Source organism: Draconibacterium sediminis, assembly GCF_000949475.1.
GTDB classification, from domain to species: domain Bacteria; phylum Bacteroidota; class Bacteroidia; order Bacteroidales; family Prolixibacteraceae; genus Draconibacterium; species Draconibacterium sediminis.
On record NZ_JRHC01000001.1, the window covers coordinates 1,645,435 to 1,666,369 of the forward strand.

The 20,935-nt window shown below is 45.3% G+C and carries 12 protein-coding genes; all 12 read left to right on the plus strand.

What is annotated here, in order from left to right; all coding sequences use genetic code 11:
* The first annotated feature begins 17 nt into the window (after positions 1-17).
* The 12 genes from LH29_RS06705 (at position 18) to LH29_RS06760 (ending at position 20,932) form a co-directional block, all read left to right on the plus strand.
* Positions 18-3,887 carry a glycoside hydrolase family 3 C-terminal domain-containing protein gene (locus tag LH29_RS06705; RefSeq protein WP_157493592.1) on the plus strand — a complete coding sequence of 1,290 codons (3,870 nt, stop codon included), beginning with the start codon at positions 18-20 and terminating at the stop codon, positions 3,885-3,887.
* A gap of 20 nt (positions 3,888-3,907) precedes the next feature.
* Positions 3,908-4,879, plus strand: a complete 972-nt coding sequence (locus LH29_RS06710) for a hypothetical protein (RefSeq protein ID WP_045027025.1) — start codon at positions 3,908-3,910, stop codon at positions 4,877-4,879.
* Between the two features lie 122 nt (positions 4,880-5,001).
* Positions 5,002-8,814 (plus strand): glycoside hydrolase family 3 C-terminal domain-containing protein, encoded by a 3,813-nt coding sequence (locus LH29_RS06715; RefSeq protein ID WP_045027027.1) that lies wholly within the window; start codon positions 5,002-5,004, stop codon positions 8,812-8,814.
* Positions 8,815-8,839: 25 nt separating this feature from the next.
* Complete coding sequence (locus LH29_RS06720) at positions 8,840-10,039, plus strand: alpha/beta hydrolase (RefSeq protein ID WP_045027030.1); 1,200 nt, start codon at positions 8,840-8,842, stop codon at positions 10,037-10,039.
* Between the two features lie 28 nt (positions 10,040-10,067).
* The gene (locus tag LH29_RS06725) at positions 10,068-11,243 is read left to right on the plus strand and encodes an alpha/beta hydrolase (protein ID WP_045027032.1); all 1,176 of its coding nucleotides are present in this window, start codon (positions 10,068-10,070) and stop codon (positions 11,241-11,243) included.
* A 242-nt stretch (positions 11,244-11,485) separates the two neighbouring features.
* Positions 11,486-12,610 carry an alpha/beta hydrolase-fold protein gene (locus LH29_RS06730; protein ID WP_045027035.1) on the plus strand — a complete coding sequence of 375 codons (1,125 nt, stop codon included), beginning with the start codon at positions 11,486-11,488 and terminating at the stop codon, positions 12,608-12,610.
* 3 nt (positions 12,611-12,613) lie between these two features.
* Entirely contained in the window at positions 12,614-13,756 is a 1,143-nt protein-coding gene (locus tag LH29_RS06735; protein WP_045027037.1) for an alpha/beta hydrolase-fold protein, read from the plus strand.
* Between the two features lie 10 nt (positions 13,757-13,766).
* Positions 13,767-14,939 (plus strand): alpha/beta hydrolase, encoded by a 1,173-nt coding sequence (locus tag LH29_RS06740; RefSeq protein ID WP_082063450.1) that lies wholly within the window; start codon positions 13,767-13,769, stop codon positions 14,937-14,939.
* Between the two features lie 18 nt (positions 14,940-14,957).
* On the plus strand, positions 14,958-16,154 hold the full coding sequence (locus LH29_RS06745) for an esterase (RefSeq protein ID WP_045027042.1): 1,197 nt from the start codon (positions 14,958-14,960) through the stop codon (positions 16,152-16,154).
* A 17-nt stretch (positions 16,155-16,171) separates the two neighbouring features.
* Positions 16,172-17,737, plus strand: coding sequence for a carboxylesterase/lipase family protein (locus LH29_RS06750; RefSeq protein ID WP_045027045.1), 1,566 nt, complete (start codon positions 16,172-16,174; stop codon positions 17,735-17,737).
* A gap of 33 nt (positions 17,738-17,770) precedes the next feature.
* A complete protein-coding gene (locus LH29_RS06755; RefSeq protein WP_045027047.1) occupies positions 17,771-18,661 on the plus strand; it encodes an alpha/beta hydrolase family protein in 891 nt (296 codons plus the stop codon).
* 315 nt (positions 18,662-18,976) lie between these two features.
* The gene (locus LH29_RS06760) at positions 18,977-20,932 is read left to right on the plus strand and encodes a glycoside hydrolase family 97 protein (protein ID WP_045027049.1); all 1,956 of its coding nucleotides are present in this window, start codon (positions 18,977-18,979) and stop codon (positions 20,930-20,932) included.
* Positions 20,933-20,935 lie beyond the last annotated feature (3 nt).

The window sequence follows — 20,935 nt, forward strand, 5'->3', positions numbered from 1 at the left end:
ATTCAATTCACTGAAAAATGTTGAACAAGAACAACAAATTTATAAAAAGAAGCCTGTTAGTTTTTGCGGGAATTATCGCCATTGGTCTGTTTATGGCCTTAAAACCTGCTGAAAATAAAACGCTGGTTTCTAAAATGCCAATCTACCTGAATACGGCTTATTCGTTTGAAGAACGTGCCGCCGATCTGGTATCGAGGCTGACATTGGAAGAAAAACAAAGCCTGCTTGGAAACAACATGGCGCCGGTTCCAAGGCTGGGTGTAAAAGCCTATAATACCTGGAGCGAGGCTCTGCACGGAGTGTTGGGATTTGCCGATCCCGGCGCCGGGATTCAGGGGCCAACATCCTTTCCCAATAGTGTGGCACTGGGTTCTGCCTGGGATATTGAACTGATTCAACGCGAGGCTGAAGCTATTTCCGACGAAGCCCGGGCAATTAATGCCACCGGAACAAAAGGCCTTACTTATTGGTCGCCGGTGGTTGAACCAATCCGCGATCCGCGATGGGGAAGAACAGGTGAATCGTATGGGGAAGATCCGTTTTTGGTGTCGCAAATTTCCGCGGGTTTTGTTCGCGGGTTGATGGGTGATGACCCGAATTACCTGAAAACTGTTCCAAGTGCCAAACATTACCTGGCCAACAACAGCGAATTCGACCGGCACGTAAGCAGCTCGGATATGGACAGCCGCGATATGCGCGAGTTTTACCTGTCGCCTTACAAAAAACTGATTGAAGAGGACGATCTGCCTTCCATTATGTCGTCGTACAACGCGATAAACGGAGTGCCAACTTCGGCCAGCCCGTATTACCTGGATACGATTGCCCGCAGAACCTACGGAATGAAAGGTTACATAACCGGCGACTGTGCTGCCATTGAAGACATTTATACCGGCCACTACTATGTTGAAACCGGAGAAGAGGCAACGGCACAGGGTTTAAAAGCCGGCGTTGATTCCGATTGTGGGAATGTGTACCAGCGCTCTACCATCGATGCGTACAATCAGGGACTTATTTCGATGGCCGATATCGACCGCGCACTGCTAAATATTTTTACGATAAGGATGAGAACCGGCGAGTTTGATCCGCCGGCACAGGTTCCTTATGCATTGTTCCCGCCAACAACCGTTAATTCGGAGGCGCACAGACAACTGGCAAAAGAAATTGCCACAAAAACTCCGGTGCTGATGAAGAACAATTTGGTGGCAGCTACCAATCGGCAGGCGCTTCCACTGTTCCCAAAAGAGTTAGGCAAAATTGCCCTGATCGGGCCACAGGCCGATGAAGTGGAACTTGGCCCGTATTCCGGACGACCGGAAGCCGATAATATGATCACTCCGCTAAAGGGAATTGAAAAATACCTGGAAGAAAAAGGATATGATACTGAAGTTGTGCACAGTTCAGGTGGAAATACTTTAAGTAAAAGTAACCTGCTTTACGTAGCCGATTTTGAATTGTATAAAAGCAACGGTTCGGTAAGTAAACACGATGCCACAAAATATTCCGCTGCCTCAGAAGGAATAACCGTAGGCTCAGGAATGGGCTCAACCGAACAGGTAAGAACCATTGACGACGGCTCGTGGACAGCCTACGAAAACATCGACCTGGCAGATGTCGACAGCATGGGAATTGTGGTGAATATTCCAACAGAAGGTGGAATTATTGAAGTGCGGGTGGGCTCACCCGACGGAAACCTGGTGGCTACGTTAGAAGCTACCGTTGCTTCAGGAAAACGCGCCGGAGGTGTGTATGGCGGAGGAAGCATGATGAAAATCAAGGTGAACAAACTGGGGGTAACCGAAGCGCAAACTTTGTATTTCTGTTACTCGGCACCCAACGATGCACCAATTGATGAAAAAACCATAGAAACGGCTAAAAATGCAGATGTTGCCGTTGTGTTTGTAGGTACCGATGAAAAAACAGCTACTGAAGAGGCCGACCGTCTGACCTTGTTGCTTCCGGGTAACCAGGTTGATCTGATTAAAGCGGTGGCAGCCGTAAATCCGTATACCATTGTTGTTATGCAAACGCTGGGATGTGTGGAAGTAGAGGAATTCAAACACCTGCAAAACATTCCCGGAATTATTTGGGTTGGCTACAACGGACAGGCGCAAGGCGATGCCATTGCCAGCATTTTGTTTGGAGACGCTAATCCCGGAGGAAAACTCAATGCAACGTGGTACAAATCGCTAAACGATCTTCCGCCGATAACCGATTATACACTTCGTGGCGGAGCCAATAAAAATGGCCGTACGTTGTGGTATTTCGATAAAGATGTTTCTTACGAATTCGGATACGGATTGTCGTATACCACGTTTGAATACAGCAATTTCAGAATCAACAAAAATACAATCACTCCAGGTGATAAAATTACAATCAGCGTTGATGTGAAAAATACCGGAATTTACGATGGCGATGAGGTGGTACAGGTTTACATGACAACTCCTGAAAGTCCTGCAGAACTGGAGCGTCCAATCAAACGCCTGAAAGGATTTCAGCGTGTTACCATTCCCGTGGGGCAAACCAAAACTGTTGACATCGACATCAACTGCGCCGACCTCTGGTTTTGGGATATGGAAGAAGATAGAATTACCTATGATCAGGGAAAATATGTCTTCGAAATCGGAACGTCTTCCAAAAATATTAAGGGAACAGTTAGTGCTACAATGAGTGGAAAAGCGATTCCGGAGATTAAAACAGTGGTTGCCGATTGTGGCACGGTTGTACTCCGAAAAGGAGAGACTGCACAAACCAGTGTTACCGCAGCTTTGACCGACGACAGTTTCATCGACATTTCGAAGGCTAAAGTGGTTTACAGCTCCAATAATCCGCTTGTTGCTGATGTAGACAAAAACGGAAAAGTAACAGCAACCGGAACCGGCGTTGCTACCATCTTCGCGCATGTTACCATCGATGGAAAAACAAAATCCGACGGTTTTCCGGTAAAAGTAATGCCCGATCTGAAAGCGGCATCGATTAAGGTGAATAACAACCCGGTGAAAGGATTCAGCCCGGAAACGGCACAATACAGTTTCCTGATGAAAAACAGTTCTGATGAGGCACCTGTGGTGGAGGCCTCGGCAAACGATGCGAATGTTGAAGTGAAGATTGACCAGGCTAATGGCGTGCCGGGAACAGCATCCATTTCGATGATCGATCACATCACTTTCGATAAAAATGAATACGCCGTGAATTTTGGTGTGGCCTCAGAAAGCGACGAATTTAAAGCTGCAGAATTGGGTAAACAATGGAATGTTGTTCGCAAGAATGCGGAAAACCTGAGCCTAACAAAACAAGCAGGCTCGCTGGTGATTACCAGTGCCAAAGGCGGTATTGCCGGCGAAAGTAACGATGCTGAAAACCTGATTTTGCAAAGTGCCAACACCGATTGGACCATCGAAACCAAAATTGTATGCTCGCGAAAACCTACAGGATTTTCGGAAAATGCAGGTTTGGTTGCCTACCAGGACGATGACAATTTTGTAAAGCTGGTGTACAAAGCCAGTTTTGGAAGAAGAGGATTTGGCCAGGGGGCAGGAGAGCAACCCGGTGCTGTGGAACTCTCGGTTGAATATGGCGGCGATGAAAAATCGACAGTGAACATCAGCATGGCTGACATCATAAAAGACGACAATACATTGGTGTTGAAGCTGGTGAAAAAAGGAGAAACTTACACCGCTTTCTGCTCAACTGACGGAAAGAAATACGAAGAAGTTGGAACAGCCAGCGTTGTGCTGAAAAATATTCAGGCCGGAATGGTGGCTTGCGATGGTGTGATGCCTGCCCGCATGGTACGTTTCAGAAGATTTATGCAGCAAGACAACCAGCCAAAATCACCTTTTGATGTGTCTTTTGATTATTTCAAAATTGAAAACAGTGGAATAAAATAAGCACTTTTTATATACAAATTATGAAGAGAAGAAACCCGATATCAAAACTGTGGCAACCCTTAGTGTTAGTAGTTGCCTGTTTTGGTCTTGGGTTTTCTTTTTCTTCTGATTTGAATGTTGAAAAAGAAACAGACAACATTTCGGTTGCAGCCTTTGGCGATGGATTCATAACTGTTTCAGAAAATGGCGGTATGAACTGGATTTCAGGTGATGGAAAGATAGTTCAATCGAAAACCATTCAGGATGTAAAGTTCAGCACTGTTGCTGCCAACGAGAGATATGTGGTTTCTGCGGGTAGCGATGGGACAATCTATTGCGTTGACGAGGATAGAGTTTTTAAACCAATCCATTCGGGAACAGTCAAAAACGTTAATTGCCTGACTTTATTCAAAAACAAAGTTTTGGCAGGCTATAATTCAGGAGAATTACGAATCGGGTCTTTAGACCAAAAACTGGAATTTGCCAACGTGGAACTAAAAGGAAACATTCTATCCTTATCATCAAATGAAACTTATTGCTACGGACTTACGAACCATGGCGAAATTTTTTATACCAGCAATGGAACAGAATGGAACGTAATCGATTTTAATGAAACGTACAAAGGGTATTACCAATCGTGCACGTTCAATAAAATACTGCTTACCCAAAATCAAATTGCAGTGGTGGGTAAAAATACCGATGGGGAACCTGTTTTGTATTTTTCATCAAAAGGAAGTGTTTGGACCGAACGCCCGTTGATTTACACTGATGAGGAAGGTTTTAAAGCAAAACTAAATGAAGAACCCCGTGATATTTTTTACGATGCAATGCACGATCAATATATCTTATTACTGCAGCAGGGAAGAGTAATGACCATCCCATCCTGCTCGCATTGTCATCAGCTTTATAAAATCACGGATGCCGAAATTCACGCGATTTCAGGAAATGACAAAAACATAATTCTTGTAGGCGAGAAGGATTACATAAAACTAATAAGTACTGAGTTCCTCTGAGTTAGGAACGATGAAAATTGAACGTAAACGATAAATAATTGCCGGATAAATTCCGTAGGAATAATAACTAAACATATACACAAATTGAAATACCTTTTAAATAAACAATACTCCATTTGATTATGAATTTTAAACGATCAACATCCCTGATTTTAATACTAATCTCGCTGCTGGCGCTGGCATTTATTCCACAAAGCCAAATAGCGAAGCAACCCATTTACCTCAACACGGCTTACTCGTTTAAAGAGCGGGCCATCGACCTTGTTTCGCGGATGACTCCCGAAGAAAAACAAAGTCAGTTGGGAAATACCATGCCACCTATTCCGCGGCTTGGCGTAAACCATTACGATGTGTGGGGCGAAGCACTGCACGGAATAATGGGCCGAAACAACAACAGCGGAATGACAGCCACTTCGTTTCCAAACAGTGTAGCCGTGGGCTCAACCTGGGACCCGGAGCTGATTAAACGCGAAACAAAAGTAATTTCCGACGAAGCGCGTGGTTTTAACCACGACCTGATTTTTACGCTGACTTACTGGTCGCCGGTAATTGAACCGGCCCGCGACCCACGTTGGGGAAGAACCGCCGAAACGTTTGGTGAAGATCCGTTCCTGGTTTCTGAAATCGGAAAAGGTTTTATTCAGGGCCTGATGGGCGACGACCCCACCTACCTGAAAACTGTCCCTTGCGGAAAACATTATTTTGCGAACAATACCGAGTTTAACCGGCATTCGGGCAGCTCAGATATGGACGACCGCGACATGCGCGAGTTTTACCTGCTTCCTTACCGGACGCTGATTCGCGATTACAATTTACCTTCTATAATGACTGCTTATGGCGCTGTTAACGGCGTTCCCATGTCGGCCAGTAAATATTTGGTGGATACGGTAGCGCGAAAAACCTACGGAATGGACGGATACGCTACCGGCGACTGCGGTGCAATCGACGACATCGTTCGCGGCCATCATTTTACGGATAGTTATGAAGAAGCAGCGGCGCTGGGTTTAAAAGCCGGGGTTGATACCGACTGTGGCGGAGTGTATCAAAACCATGCTTTGGGTGCTTTGGAAAAAGGTATGCTTGCTCAGGCCGATATCGATAAAGCGCTGATTAATATATTTACCACAAGGATGCGTTTGGGAGAGTTCGACCCGGCAGAAATTGTACCGTACGCAGGTATAAAACCGGATATTGTGAATGATCCTTCGCACAACGATCTGGCCATTGAAATAGCTACAAAAACACCGGTTCTTCTAAAAAATGAGGTAACAGTTAAACCTGCCGAAAAAGCATTGCCGCTTAATACCAAACACATCAAAAAAATTGCGGTTTTGGGGCCACAGGCCGATAAGGTGGAACTGGGCGATTACTCGGGGCCAATTGAACCTCATTTAAGTATCTCGCCGCTTTTAGGTATTCAGAATTATATAAAAAAGCATAACCTCGACATTGAAGTTGTTTCTGCATCAACAGGAAATACGGATAGAAATACCGATTTTCTGACCATGAACAGTTTCTCAACAGTTAGAGGTAGCGAAGTAGTGGCCGAATTCGATGCTACAAAATATGATGATTCGGCACCCGGATTAATTGTGGCAGCACGTTTTGGACGAACCTCAATTCGCGGTGTAAAAGATGGCGACTGGACGGCTTACGACAATGTGGATATTACCGATGTCGATTCGATCCGCTTTAACGTAGCAGCCTCCGGAAACGGCGGTTTGCTAGAAGTGCGTGTTAGCTCGGCAACCGGAAATATTCTGGCAACTCAAAAAATTGAGGCCGTTCAGCAAAGCGGTGGATTCCGTGGATTTTCCCGTCCGCAAAATGTGGCGGTAAAAATCAATACGCTGGGAATTTCAGGGCCGCAAACGCTGGTACTGGTTTACCGCAAGGCCGAAAGTTCTGCAACCGATCAGGAAACACTTGAAATGTCTGCTACTGCTGATGTGGTGCTGGTTTTTGTGGGAACCGATCAAACTACCGGCCGCGAAGAGTCTGACCGTTTTGCGATTACTTTACCCGGAAATCAGAATAAACTCATCGAGGCTGTGGCTGCCGAAAATCCAAACACCATTGTGGTAATGCAAACCATGGGAATGGTAGAAGTGGAGCAGTTTAAAAACAACCCGAATATTCCCGCAATTGTCTGGACCGGCTACAACGGGCAGGCGCAGGGAACCGCGATGGCGCGCATTTTATTTGGCGATGTAAATCCCGGTGGAAAATTGAATGTTACCTGGCATAAATCGTTAAACGACCTGCCCGGATTTAACGATTACACCTTGCGTGGCGATGGCTCGAACGGAAGAACTTACTGGTATTTTGATAAACCGGTTTCGTATGAATTTGGTTATGGATTGTCGTACACCACTTTCGAATACAATCGCTTCAGTATCAGCAAAACAAGACTAACGCCTCACGATAAGGTTACCGTAAGTGTTGATGTGAAAAATACTGGTGCGGTTGACGGCGACGAGGTGGTGCAGGTATATGTGAAAACACCCGACAGTCCGGCAGAATTGGAGCGCCCCATAAAACGACTGAAAGGATTTAAACGCGTAACCATTCCGGCAGGGCAGACAAAACGTGTTTCGATTGATATCGATTGCGACGACCTTTGGTTTTGGGATGCCGAAGCCGGTAAAATTACCTTCGACCAGGGACGTTATATTTTCGAAATCGGGGCATCGTCAAAAGACATAAAAGCCGAACTGGAAACGATTATGAGTGGTGAATACAAGCCGGTGTTAACAACCGTAGTTGCCGAAAGCGACAAGGTGATACTGCGTCCCGGAAATCCAGCACAAACAAGTGTGACCGCTGCTATGTCGGACGATAGTTTTTACGATATTTCGAAAGCTGAAATTGAATACAAAAGCAATAATCCGGCGGTGGTAAGCGTGGATGAAAACGGCAAAGTAACTGCTACCGGAGTAGGTGTTGCATTGGTATTTGCTTATGTAACTGTTGATGGGGTAACCGAATCAAGCAGCTTTCCTGTTAAAGTAATGCCCGACCTCAACCCAAAATCAATTTTGGTAAACGGCAAGCCCATCGAAAGCTTCGATAAAGATGTAAAAGCTTACAGTTATCTGCTGAAAGATAAAACCAAAGTGCCTGAACTAAAAGCAACGGCCGCCGGAAATGGAATTACTGTTGATATACAGCAGGCAAAACAGATTCCCGGAACTGCCGTGGTGAAATTCATCGACAACATCACACTCGAAACCAACACCTACTATTTCAATTTTGATGTGGAAGCCGTTAGTGACGAGTTTATCGGTGCTGTTGGAGGTCAGTGGCAGTGGATCAGGGAAAATGCTGCAACACACAGTCTTTCGGCAAACGATGGCAGCCTGACCATTACCAGCGAAGTTGGCGATGTTTCAGAAGGTACCAATAATGCCAAAAACATTCTGCTGCAAAGCGCCAATAACGACTGGACGGCGGAAACAAAACTGACGGCTTCACGGATGCCTTCTCAACCTGAAAATACAGGGATTCTGGCTTACCAAGACGATGATAATTTTGTGAAACTCATGTTTCGTGCAGTAATAAAAACCACACGCCAAAGAGAACCGCAACCCGGAACCATCGATTTGATGATGGAAGAAAACGGCATTGCAAAATCACTGGCCTCTTTCAACCTGAAAAACGAAATCACCGGCGACCAGGCCTTGGTGCTTAAACTCGATAAAAAAGGAAGTATTTATACGGCTTCGTATTCGTTGGATGGCGAGAATTTCAAAATCCTGGGTACAGCAGATCTGGCATTGGAAGACATAAAAACAGGTTTGATGGTAGGCGACGGAATTATTACCGGCTATATGAAAAGTACGTTCTGGTTTGATTCCGACACAACAAAACCGGATTCGCCGTTTGACGTGGCATTCGATTATTTCAGGATAACAAACAGTGGACTAAAACAGTAAAACATAAACTTTCAACAAACAAATTATGATGTCTAAATTTTTAAAAATATTCGTTATTCTTTTGATGGCCAGCGGAATTAGCTTCGCACAATCGTCATCAGAAGTAGTGGAGGATTTTAAACCCTCGTCAGTAAATCAGCCCGGAAAGGAGTACCCCATGGTAAATTCCGTAGGACGGGTTCGTGTACAACTTTCGGCACCTGAGGCTGAAAAAGTTCAACTGGATATTAGCGCAGTGAAATACGATTTGGTAAAAGACGAAAACGGTGTGTGGACCGGTGAATCAGCACCACAGGACGTTGGTTTTCATTACTACCAGTTGTGGGTTGACGGAGCCGCGGTTCCCGATCCAAACAGCCTGTATTTTTACGGAGCCAGCCGTTGGGGAAGTGGTATTGAAATTCCTTCCGACGACCAGGATATTTTTGCTTTAAAAGATGTTCCACATGGCGATTTACGCGAGGTGCACTACTATTCAAAATCGTCGGACAAAGTTCGTCGTGCCTACATTTACACGCCTCCCGGTTATGAAAAAGACCAGTCGAAAAGCTATCCGGTACTGTACCTGCAACACGGTATGGGCGAAAACGAAACAGGTTGGGGAAACCAGGGACATGCCGGGCTAATTATGGATAATTTAATTGCTGAAGGGAAAGCGCTTCCGTTTATCATTGTCATGGAAAACAGCAGCGTAAATTTTGAAAGGCCACGCGGGCCGCGACCTGAAAGAGGAGCAGAAGCCGATTCAACACAAAGAAGAAGAGGCGGACCGATGGGCGGTTTTGATTTTTCTGCCGATTTCAAAAAAGTATTGCTTAACGATCTGATTCCTTATGTGGAAGCCAACTACCGCGTTATTGCCGATCCTGCCCACCGCGCTATGGCCGGATTATCGATGGGAGGTATGCAAACACGGCTGATTACTTTGGCCAATCCCGAAGTATTTACACAGGTTGGCATGTTTAGTGGCGGAAGCATAAGCGCTGAAGACGTTGAAAACTCACCGGCTTTTAAGGAGAATGTAAAACTATTGTTTGTTAGCTATGGCAGCCACGAGCTCGATAACCGCAGAATGGGTTTTGGCGGCGATCCGAAAGCGAACACCGAAGCATTAAAAGAAGCCGGAATGAACACTCATTTTTATGTGTCGCCCGGAACTGCACACGAATGGCACTCATGGCGTCGCAGCCTTTATCAGTTTGCTCAACTGGTATTTAAAAACTAAAACCATTTAAAACTTCAAAACTAAGTTTATGAAACGATATTCTTTTATTTTAACGGTATTGTTGGCCTTTTCTGCTGTATTTGCCATGGCGCAAACAGCAGAACAAACAGTAGTTGAGGATTTTAAACCCTCTTCCGTAAATCAACCCGGAAAGGAATACCCCATGGTAAATTCCGAAGGACGGGTACGTGTTCAAATTTCTGCGCCTGAAGCAGAAAGAGTGCAACTTGATATAAGCGCAGTAAAATACGATTTGGTAAAAGATGAAAACGGAGTGTGGACCGGTGAGTCGGCACCACAAGACGAAGGTTTTCATTACTACCAGCTTTGGGTTGACGGAGCCGCTGTTCCTGATCCAAACAGCTTGTATTTTTACGGAGCCAGCCGATGGGGAAGCGGTATTGAAATTCCAGCACACGACCAGGAGTTTTATGCCTTGAAAAATGTTCCGCACGGAGAGGTACGCGAGCTTCAGTATTTCTCTGAAAGCAACAATGCCATGCGCAGGTGTTTTGTTTACACGCCTCCGGGTTACGACGAAAATCCTGAAAAACGCTATCCGGTGTTGTATCTGCAACATGGTGGTGGCGAAAACGAAACCGGCTGGTCGAGCCAGGGGCACGCAGGTTTGATAATGGACAATCTGATTGCCGAAGGAAAAACCGTTCCGTTTATTATTGTTATGGACAACGGAAACTGGGCAATGCCAAGGCCTCCGCGTAACCGCGAAGGTGGTGAGCGCCCGCGCACATGGCCACCCGAAGGTTGGGCCGATGGTTTTATGAACACCTTGCTGAAAGATATTATTCCGATGATTGACGGGAAATACCGCACGCTGGCCAATGCCGAAAACCGTGCTATGGCCGGTCTTTCGATGGGAGGAATGCAAACACGAGTAATAACACTGGCCAATCCCGATGTGTTTTCGCATGTGGGAATGTTTAGCGGTGGCAGCATCACCATGGACGACATTGAGCAACATCCTGATTTTAAGGAAAAAGTAAAACTGCTTTTCGTTAGCTACGGAAGTCGCGAGATTGAAAATCCGCGCCCCGGACCATGGGGAGATCCAAAGGAAAATACCGAAGCGCTTAAAAAGGCCGGTATGAACACCCATTTTTATGTGTCGCCCGAAACTGCCCACGAATGGCAAAGCTGGCGCCGCAGCCTTTATCAGTTTGCACCTTTATTATTCAAAAACTAATAAGAAACAAGTTTTGACTAACCCGGGGATTTATCCCCGGGGAAACAAGTTGCAAGAATATATGGGCTTTAGCCCAAATTGTCAGAAATTGAGGACTAAAGTCCGGGAATAGTGCAACTCAAGATCACCGGCATAAATGCCGGCGTTAGTCAACTCTAACAAACTTTTTCAGGATAGAGTAACCAGAAAAAATCAATTTGGATATTGACAATTACTTCAATAAAAACTTATTATAACCATTTATGAAATACAAGATATTCAGTTTAATAATTGTGCTGGTAATAACAGGCAGCTTTTGCTTCGCACAAACCAGCAAGGTAGAGATAAAAGAAGATTTTAAACCTTCAGTTTTAAACCAGCCCGGGAAAGAATATCCCATGGTAAACTCGCAGGGTTATGCCCGTTTCCGAATTGAAGCGCCCGAAGCACAAAGTGTGGTGGTGAGCCTTGGTTTGGGTGGAACAAGAGGCGGAACTCCGCTTACAAAAAACGAAGATGGCGTTTGGATGGGAACCACTGCCGGACCAATGGACGAAGGTTTTCATTATTACCATGTTACCATCGATGGTGGTGTTTTTAACGATCCGGGAGCATTGAACTACTACGGTTCGGTACGTTGGGAGAGCGGTATTGAAATTCCGGCACACGATCAGGATTTTTATGCGCTGAAAAATGTTCCCCACGGACATGTTCAGCAGGTGATTTTTCCTTCGCCAAGTACAGAAACCTCGCGCAGGGCTTTCGTTTACACACCTCCGGGTTACGATAAAAATCAGTCGGAGCGCTACCCTGTATTGTATTTGCAACACGGCTGGGGCGAAGACGAAACTGCGTGGATGAACCAGGGACGTGCCAACCTGATTATGGATAACCTGATTGCGGAAGGTAAAATCGATCCGTTTATTATTGTGAATACCTATGGCATGACCAACGAAATTAAGTTTGGCGGCTTGCGCAATTTCGACATCACTCCGTTTCAAACTGTTTTGGTAGATGAACTGATTCCTTATGTTGACGAGCATTTCCACACTATTCCCGATCAGGCACACCGCGCTATGGCCGGCCTTTCGATGGGAGGTATGGAAACAAAAGATATCACCTTAAACAAACCGGAAGTGTTTTCGCATTATGCCCTGTTAAGTGGCGGTGTTTATGCACCTGAAGATCTTAAAGATCATGCGAACCTGAAACTGGTATTTATTAGCTGCGGAAGCAAGGAACGTCCGGATGGTGTGAAAAATGCAGTTGTGGCTTTAAAAGATGCCGGTTACAATGCGGTTTCTTATGTTTCGGAAGGCACTGCCCACGAGTTCCAAACCTGGCGCAGAAGTTTGTATCAACTGGCTCCGCTACTGTTTAAAGAATAGATTATGAAGAATACATTCGTATTAATTGCGGCTTTATTCATATGCGGAATTTGTACCGCTCAGGATGTGGTTGAAGATTTTAAGCCGTCATCGGTAAATCAGCCCGGCAAACAATATCCTCAGGTGAATTCTGAGGGCCGGGTTCGCGCACAGATTTTGGCACCCGAAGCCAACAATGTGAGGCTCGATATTGGTGGTGTAAAATATGAAATGGTAAAAGACGAAAACGGCGTGTGGACTGGTGAATCGGAACCTCAGGATGTTGGTTTTCACTACTACCAGTTAAATGTTGATGGCGCTTCCGTTCCTGATCCCGGAACCAAATATTTTTATGGTGCCGGCCGCTGGGGAAGTGGTATTGAAATTCCGGCCGACGATAGGAATATTTATGCGCTAAAAGATGTGCCGCACGGTTTGGTTAGCGAGCAAAACTATTTCTCTGAAATTACACAATCATTTCGCCGTTGTTTTGTTTATACGCCTGCCGAGTACACCAATAATCCTGAAAAACGTTATCCGGTATTGTATCTTCAGCACGGAAGTTTTGAAGACGAAACCGGATGGCCCGGACAAGGACAAGCCAACTGCATTTTGGATAACCTGATTGCAGCGAATAAGGCGGTGCCCATGATTATTGTTATGGACAACGGCTATGCCTATAAGCCTCAAACTTCAGGGGGTGGTCGTCCGGCTATGGTTTTCGAAGAAGTGATGCTCAACGAAATCATTCCGATGATTGATAATCGCTTCCGAACAATTGCTGATCGCGAACACCGGGCTATTGCCGGTTTGTCGATGGGCGCCAACCAAACCATGCGGATTTGTATGAACAACCTTGATAAGTTTGCTTATTACGGCGGTTTTAGCGGTACTTCAAACTACCCCAGTTCCGACGAAATTAATGTGGAAACCTTTTTAAACGGAGCCTTCAAAAACGGAAAGTCTGTAAATGACCAGATAAAAGTTTTCTGGCTGGGATTGGGAACCAAAGAACCCGAACCATTTCCCGGCTCGGTTGGTGCTTTCCGCAACATGCTCGAAAAACAAGGCATTGATTATGTGTATTACGAATCGCCCGAAACTGCCCACGAGTGGCAAACCTGGCGGCGCAGTTTACATCAGTATGCACAGTTGCTTTTCAAATAAAAACTGAATAATGAACTATATACTCAATAAAACAGATTTCAGGCGAGCAAAGCTGTTGGTCATGTTTTGTTTGCTGGCTGGTTTAGTTTCGGCACAAATGCCCGAAAATGCCATTCCGGCACCTACCAACAACAACGCCAACCAGTGCCCGTGCATTATGCCCGATAACTCGGTGGTGTTTCAGGTAAAAGCGCCCAATGCCCAAAAAGTGCAGATCGACCTCGGTAAAAAGTACGACATGGAAAAGGGTGCTGATGGTGTTTGGTCGGTTCGTACCGAGCCTATTGTTCCCGGCTTTCATTATTACTTTTTGGTGATTGATGATGTGCCGGTTGCGGATCCGGCTAGCCAGTCGTTTTACGGAACCGGAAAAATGACCAGCGCCATTGATATTCCTGAAAAAGGAGTGGACTTTTATGAAATAAAAGATGTTCCACACGGTGCTTTAAGTTCGAAATACTATTATTCGGAATACACCAAAAGCTGGAGGCACCTGTTTGTTTATACGCCTCCGGGCTACGATAAAAATACCCGCGAAAAATATCCGGTGGTTTATATTCAGCACGGTGGTGGCGAAGATGAAACCGGCTGGGCTGTGCAGGGAAAAACCGATATTATATTGGACAACCTGATTGCCGAAGGAAAAGCCAAACCAATGATTGTCGTAATTTCCAACGGAAATGTTAGGGCCCCCGGCGGAGCTTTTGGTGGCTACAGCAGCCAGGGAATGGCTCCTTTCAAAGAAGAAATGACGAAGAATATTGTTCCGTTTATCGATGAGAATTACCGCACACTGACGGATGCTAAAAATCGTGCCATTTGCGGACTCTCGATGGGAGGCGGGCAATCATTTTATGTGGGGCTGGAAAGCCCTGAATATTTTGGCTCTGTTGGTGTATTTAGCACCGGGCTGTTTGGTGGAATCAGAACTTCGGGAAGTGGTTTTGATGCCGAAAAAGAAATTCCGGGACTTTTATCAGAGTCTGAAAAATTCAATAAAAACCTGGATTTATTCTATATTTCGTGTGGCGAGCAGGACATGCGTATTGAGCATACCAAAAAAGCGGTAAAAACAATGCGTGAAAACGGACTGGATGTGGAGTTCAATTCTTTTCCCGGCGACCACGAATGGCAGGTTTGGCGAAAGTCATTACACGATTTTGCATCAAGAGTATTTCAGTAAAAAACTAAAATCTAAATTATGAGAAGAATAAAACATCTGTTGCTGGTTTTTATAACTGCTTTGTTTGTGTGCCCGTTAGTTTCACAAGCACAACAGGCCAATGTTAACCTCGATTATAATCCGCAAAAAGACACCGAAGGACTGATTCCTTTTAGTGCGCCTTTAAATTCACCCGAAGTGCACGACGACCATACGGTAACTTTTCGCTTAAAAGCTCCCGAAGCCAAGGTGGTTACGATTACCGATGGAACGATTCTTACTGCTCTTGGCAGAGGTCGTGAGCCACTTCCGCTAGTAAAAGGAGAAGATGGAATTTGGTCGGTAACCGTGGGGCCTTTCAAACCCGATATGTATGCTTATCATTTTAATGTTGACGGCATGCAAATTTGCGATCCGAGCAATACAATGGCTGCTTTTACGGCCATGCCGCCTTACAGTCAGTTGATCGTTCATGGAGATGGCCCGGCGTATTACGATGCCAAAAACGTACCTCACGGAAACGTTACGCGCCACATTTATCATTCGGATGTTACCAATGGCGAGCGCGAAATGTATGTGTATACACCTCCGGGTTATGATGCTTCTAAAAAATATCCGGTGCTTTATCTTGTGGGTGGTAGTGGGGAATTGCCATCAAACTGGATTTACGATGGACGTGCCAACCTGATTTTGGATAATCTACTGGCCGAAGGAAAAGCGGAACCGATGATCATTGCAATTCCGAACAACCAGGTGATTCACCGTAATCATCCACAGCATACCGAGCTCACTTTCGATATTTTTGAAAAAGAACTGCGCAACCATGTTATTCCATTGGTTGACGCAAGTTACAGCACCATTCAAAATCCAAAAGGACGCGCCATTTCAGGTTTGTCGATGGGTGGACGACACAGCATGTTTATCGGTTTCCGTTCGCTCGATTTGTTTGCAAACTTTGGAATCCTTAGCGCTGGTGACGCAACAGCCGAAACTACACTTTCGCACTTTCTGAATGATCCGAAGGTAAACGACAAAGTAGATTATCTTTTTATCGGACAGGGAACGGAAGAAGCTAAAGGGTTTTTTAGCCGGCGGGTTGATGGATTGTGTAAGGCACTTGACAATCATAATATTGAATACGAATATTATGTGGGCGGCAGTGGTGGCCACGATTGGTCAACCTGGAGGCACTTGTTGTATTACCGGTTTCTGCCAAATCTCTGGAAAAATGAATAACCCAAAATAGTATTAGCATGAAGAAATTAATGTATTTACTCGCAATAGCAATTGTATTTATAGCAAATGCTTGTTCTCAGCTTCCGCCCGAGCAGGTAAAAGTTGAACAGGGAATTGTAGAAGGAACCATCGAGGACGGGCTTCGGATTTTTAAAGGCGTGCCGTTTGCCGCACCTCCGGTTGGCGATTTGCGCTGGAAAGCACCTCAACCTGCCGAAAAGTGGGAGGGAGTCAAGGAAACCAAAGAATTTGGACCTTCTCCCATGCAGGGAGGTAATCCTCCGGCTGGAAAAAGCGAAGACTGTTTGTATCTGAACATCTGGACTCCTGCAATGTCGGCCGACGAAAAATTGCCCGTGCTGGTTTGGATTTACGGCGGAGGTTTTAGTGGCGGAGCAACTTCGTATTACGATGGAACGATACTGGCTAAAGAGGGAGTTGTTCTGGTAAGTGTTACATACCGCGTAAATCAGTTTGGCTTTTTGGCGCACCCCGAATTGAGTGCCGAAAGCCCGAATAATGTGTCAGGAAACTACGGAATTCTCGACCAGATTGCCGGTTTGCAATGGATACAGGATAACATTGCCGCTTTTGGTGGCGATCCTGCTAAAGTTACCATCTTTGGCGAGTCGGCCGGTGGGATTTCGGTAAGTATGCTGTGTGCATCGCCTTTGGCAAAAGGACTTTTTAGCGGTGCCATTTCGCAAAGTGGAGGTTCGTTTGGGCCAACCCGTCCAAGAACTTTCCCGGGCGAAAACATGAAAACACTGGAAAAGGAAGAAGCCGATGGCGTGGAGTACATGCAAAAAGCAGGCGTTTCCAGTTTGGCAGAACTTCGTGCTTTGGATGCCGACGAAGTGCCAAGTGGTTTTGGAATGGCCGGCGGATGGCCAATTGTTGATGGTTATGTAATTCCCGACGATCAGTATAAACTTTACGAAGAAGGAAAATACAACGATGTGCCTGTGCTTATCGGGTACAATTCGGATGAGGGAGCAAGTTTCTCGCGCGAAAGGGAACCCGAACAATATTATGCCGGGGTAAGAGCGCGGTACGGAAAATTTGCCGACAAACTAATTGAAGCTTATCCGGCAGGTGAGAACACGGTTCCCAAAACTGCACGCGACCTGTCACGCGATGCCGCTTTTGGCTGGCATACCTGGAGTTGGGCGCGATTGCAATCGGAAACCGGACAATCGGATGTGTATTTGTACTATTTCGATCAGCACCCCGATTATCCTGAAGATTCGCCTCGTTACGGTTATGGTTCGCCACACGGACAGGATGTTGCTTTTGTTTTTGGACTGAATCCTGAAGATAAACATGAGAATGAATCAGACCTTGCGCTTTCGGAAGTAATGGTTGATTACTGGACCAACTTTGCAAAATATGGTAACCCGAATGGCGAAGGAGTTCCTGAATGGCCGGTTTTCAGCAACGAAAATCCCGATGTGATTTACCTAAAAGGGACAACACCTTTTGTAGGCGAGGTGCCAAGTGCAGCATCGTTAGAGGTCCTGAACGAGTACTTTGAGTGGCGGCGTTCACCCGAAGGCAAAGAATGGGTAAATAGCCTGGAATAATTATAGACGTATAAATTATAAATCAGAATTAAAATGAAAAAAATACACAGAGTTTTATTTTTACTAATTGCATTGGCGGCAGTGTTTGCCAATCAGCTTACAGCACAGGAAAGTGCTTCACGAGTGGTTGAAGACGGCGGAACCGGCGAATACAAAGCCATTATGATTTCAGAGCCTTCGCTGGCAACACACACTGTTTTCCGTCCACAGGATTTGAGTGTTTTTGGTAAGAAAAGCAAACTGCCTGTTATTGCCTGGGGAAACGGCGCTTGTGCCAACTCGCCCTGGGAGCACATTAACTTTCTGAATGAAGTGGCATCGCACGGATTTTTGGTAATCGCAATTGGCCCGATGCCGGCAGAAGGCGAGCGTGGCGGTGGCCGCTCACAATCGTCGCAGTTAACCGATGCCATTGACTGGGCTATCGCGCAAAACAGCGACAAAAACAGTCCGTATTACAAAAAAGTAGATGTGGAAAATATTGCCGTAAGCGGAATGTCGTGCGGAGGGCTGCAAACCCTTGAAATGGCACCCGACCCACGTGTAACGACAGTGGTTGTTTGCAACAGTGGTGTTTTACCAACTCCGGGCGGAGGTATGCCGGGAATGCCGGCTTTGGTAAAAGACGACCTGAAAAAGTTACATACACCTACGCTCTACCTTTTGGGAGGCGAAACGGATATTGCCTACAATAACGGAATGGACGACTACAAACGTATAAACCATGTGCCGGTATACGTGGCAAATTTGGATGTAGGCCATGGAGGAACTTATCGTGAGCCGCATGGTGGCGAATTTGCAAAAGTGGCAACCGCCTGGTACCAGTGGCAGATGAAAGGCGATGAGGAAGCATCGAAAATGTTTGTAGGCGACGACTGCGGGTTGTGTAATGATGATGAATGGAAATTTGAATCGAAAAATTAGAACTTAAACGGGGGCCTCAAAATGTAATATGCAACAGAACCGGAAGCGGATTGTTGCGTATTCCATTTTGAGGCCTTTTTATTCATAAATTTGCTTAAAAGCTTGCTGGCTGGGGCTAATTCCAACGGAATTTTCAAATAATATCTAAAATTAGAATTAGATTATCTAAAATAAAAAATATAATCGGTGATATTGAGGTTACTTTAATTTTTGAAAGAATCGTTTGTTTCCGGAGTCAGATGAAATGAAAGAAGCAGGCGGTTGGTGAGAGAGAGATATATAGAAAACTAAATCAATTAAAACTAATTCAAACAGATGGTGAAAAATTATATTCTGGCAATATTTTTTATTCTTATTCTTGGCCCAATCACAGCACAACAAAATCAGATAACAAGTCCTGATGGAAAACTTGTTGTTTCAGTAAAAATAGATAATGGAGTACCTGTTTACAGCGTTTTGTTAAACGGTAAAACTTTCATAAAAGAATCGCCTCTTGGAATGGAAACCAATATTGGCGATTTTACCCAGGAACTTACCCTTTCCGAATCGGTTGAAAGAGGTGAGATAAACGACTCGTACGAACTTCGAAACATCAAACAAAGCAAGGTAGATTACACGGCTAACGAAGCTGTTTTTTCATTTCAGAAAGATGATAAAACAGTTTTAGATGTTGTCTTTCAGGTAAGCAATAACAATATAGCCTTTCGCTATAAAGTGCATCCGCAAAAAGAAACCCGGAGTTGTGTGGTAAACAGCGAATCAACAGGTTTTGTATTCCCCGAAGGAACAACAACCTTTTTGTGCCCGCAAATGAAACCCATGACCGGTTTTGCCCGCACCGCTCCAAGTTACGAAACCGATTATACCCTCGACGATGAAATGGGGAAAAACGGATGGGGATTTGGATACACTTTCCCTTGTTTGTTTAAGGTGAACGATGCCGGTTGGGTGTTGATTTCTGAAACCGGAGTTGACAGCCGTTATTGTGCCAGCCGTCTGGTTGGAAATGAAGACAAAAGCTACTCAATTGCCTATCCTTTAGAAGAAGAAAATAACGGAAACGGAACAAATACTGCCGGTATTCCTCTGCCTGGATTTACTCCATGGCGAACCATTACGGTTGGCGAAACACTGGCACCTATTGTAGAAACCACCATTCCTTTTGATGTGGTGGAGCCACTTTACGAAGCCTCACAAGAATATAAATACGGAAGCGGAAGTTGGAGTTGGATCATAAAAATGGACGGTGCAACAACTTTTGATGTTCAAAAAGAATACATTGATTTTAGTGCTGCCATGGGATTTGAAACCGTTTTGGTAGATGCCTTATGGGATACGCAGATTGGTCGCGAAAAAATTGAGGAACTGGCAAAATATGCTGCCTCAAAAGATGTTGCCTTGTATTTGTGGTACAATTCGAACGGGTACTGGAACGATGCTCCGCAGGGACCACGCGGAATTATGGATAATACCATTATCCGACGCAAAGAAATGGCGTGGATGCAACGAATTGGAATTCGTGGTATTAAAGTTGATTTTTTTGGTGGCGACAAACAGGTAACCATGAAGGTGTATGAAGACATTTTATACGATGCCAATGATTACGGTCTGTTGGTTGTTTTTCACGGTTGTACCTTACCACGTGGATGGGAACGTATGTTTCCGAACTTTGCCTCTTCCGAAGCCGTTCGTGCCAGCGAGAATCTGCATTTCGGTCAACGAAGCTGCGACCTCGAAGCAACAAATGGCTGTTTGCATCCTTTTATTCGCAATGCCGTTGGTAGCATGGATTTTGGCGGAAGCGCCCTAAACGAGTTTTACAATGCCAACAATACGCCGGGAAGAGGAACGAAGCGAATGACTTCGGATGTTTATGCCCTGGCAACAGCTGTTTTGTTTCAAAGTGCAGTGCAGCATTTTGCACTGGCGCCCAACAACCTGACTGATGCCCCTGCATGGGCCATTAATTTTCTGAAAGAAGTACCTACCACCTGGGACGAAGTACGTTTTATCGACGGTTACCCCGGAAAATATGTGGTGTTGGCGCGCAGGCATGGCGATACCTGGTATGTGGCGGGTATTAATGCTCAGAAAGAAACCCAGGAGTTAACGATAAAGTTACCAATGATAGCTGCCGGAAGCGACTACCGGATTTATAGTGACGATGCAGCGTTGAATGGAAAGCTTGAAACGGAACGACTGGCTAAAAGTCAGGAAATAAATATTTCGATTCCGGGCAATGGCGGACTACTGATCGTAAACCAGAAATAAAAA